Source organism: Streptomyces sp. WG5 (assembly GCF_049974565.1).
In the GTDB taxonomy this organism is placed as follows: Bacteria; Actinomycetota; Actinomycetes; order Streptomycetales; family Streptomycetaceae; genus Streptomyces.
Window position 1 is genome coordinate 1 of the sequence record NZ_JBNGGC010000110.1, and the last position, 1,975, is coordinate 1,975.

General features: G+C 72.3%; 1 protein-coding gene. It reads left to right on the forward strand.

Annotation, left to right across the window (positions count from 1 at the left end):
- Positions 1-1,975 (forward strand): SDR family NAD(P)-dependent oxidoreductase (locus ACP4IX_RS36075; protein WP_426558860.1); only part of this gene is annotated, 1,975 nt, incomplete at both ends.

Genomic DNA, 1,975 nt, shown 5'->3' on the forward strand with positions numbered 1-1,975 from the left:
GTGCTGTCGGCGATGGCTCAGGAGTGCGTGACGGGCGAGGGCGCCGCCTTCGTCCCCGTCCTGCGCAAGGGCCGTCCAGAAGCCGACACCGCCGTCACGGCGCTGGCGCAGGCATTCGTGCAGGGCGTGGAGGTGGACTGGGCCGGGTTCTTCGCCGGTACGGGAGCGCGGCGCACCGAACTTCCGACCTACGCCTTCCAGCGGAGGCGGTACTGGCCGGAGGCCCGGCGGGACGCCCTGACTCCTGCCGGGAAGACGGTCGACACCCTAGACGCACGATTCTGGGACGTCGTCGAACACGAGGACCTGACGACCCTTGAGGCCATGCTCGGCCTCGACGACACCGCGTCCTGGGGAAACATGGTCACGGCTCTGTCGGCCTGGCGTCGGCGCAGCCAGGATCAGGCGCAGGTCGACGGGTGGCGTTACGGGACGAGCTGGAAACCGGTGAAGGCGTCCGCCGAAGCGCGGTTGTCCGGGGCGTGGTTGGTGGTCGTTCCGGCTGGGGGTGACGTTGACGGGCCGGTGGTGGGTGCGCTGGCGGGGCGTGGTGCGGAGGTGCGGCGGGTCGAGGTTGCGGCCGGTGCGGATCGTGCGGCGCTGGCGGGGCTGGTCGGTGGTGAGTGGGCGGGTGTGGTGTCGCTGCTCGGGCTCGCCGACACCCTGCTGTTGGTGCAAGCTCTGGGTGATGCGGGGGTGGGTGCTCGGCTGTGGTGTCTGACGCGGGGTGCGGTGTCGGTGGGCCGGTCGGATCGGCTGGTGTCGCCGGTGCAGGCGCAGGTGTGGGGTCTGGGCCGGGTGGCTGCTCTGGAGGTTCCGGAGCGGTGGGGTGGTCTGATCGACCTTCCGGAGTCGCTGGATGAGCGTGCGCAGTCCCGTCTGGTGGGTGTGCTGGCGGGTTCCGGTGAGGATCAGGTCGCGGTCCGTTCCTCTGGGGTGTTCGGGCGGCGGCTGGTGCGTGCGGCGTTGCCGGAGGGTGCGGGCTTGTGGTCGCCGTCGGGGACGGTGCTGGTCACGGGTGGTACGGGTGCGTTGGGTGGTCGTGTCGCGCGGTGGTTGGCGGAGGCGGGTGCTGAGCGGCTGGTGCTGACCAGCCGGCGGGGGATGGACGCGCCGGGTGCGGCCGAGCTGGTGGCGGAGCTGGGTGTCGAGGTGTCCGTCGTCGCCTGTGACGCGTCCGACCGAGAGGCGCTGCGCGCTGTGCTGGCCGAGCACGCCGACTCGCTGACCGCCGTGGTGCACACCGCCGGCGTCCTGGACGACGGGGTCCTCGATGCGCTGACTCCGGAATGCCTTGAGCCGGTCGTGCGGGCGAAGGCCACGTCGGCGCTCAACCTGCATGAGCTGACGGTCGAGCTGGGTGTCGAGCTGGACGCGTTCGTGCTGTTCTCGTCGATGAGCGGCACGGTCGGCACGCCTGGCCAGGGCAATTACGCCGCTGCGAACGCCTACTTGGACGCGCTGGCGGAGCAGCGCCGGGCGGACGGTCTGGCGGCGACGTCCATCGCGTGGGGGCCGTGGGCCGAGGGCGGCATGGCCGCCGACGAGGCGACGTCGGCCCGCATGCGCCGGGACGGTGTGCCGCCGATGCGGGCGGACCTGGCGATCAGTGCTTTGAGGCAGGCGGTCGGCTCCGGTGAAGCGGCGCTCACGGTGGCCGACGTGGAGTGGGACCGCTTCCTCACCGGATTCACCGCCGCGCGCCCCAGCTCGCTGTTCCGCGAACTGCCGGCAGTACGAGGTGAGATCACCGCGCAGACCGCTCTGGCCCCCGCAGCCGAGGCTGCCCCGGCCGCCGTGTCGCTCGTCGGCCGCTTGTCCGCCCTTTCCGCGGGTGAGCGGGAGCGGATGCTGCTGGACCTGGTCCGGGGCCAGGTGGCGGCTGTGCTCGGCCACGGCGGGGTTGACGCGGTGGGTGCCGGGCGGGCGTTCAAGGAGCTGGGCTTCGACTCGCTGACGGCGGTCGAGCTGCGGA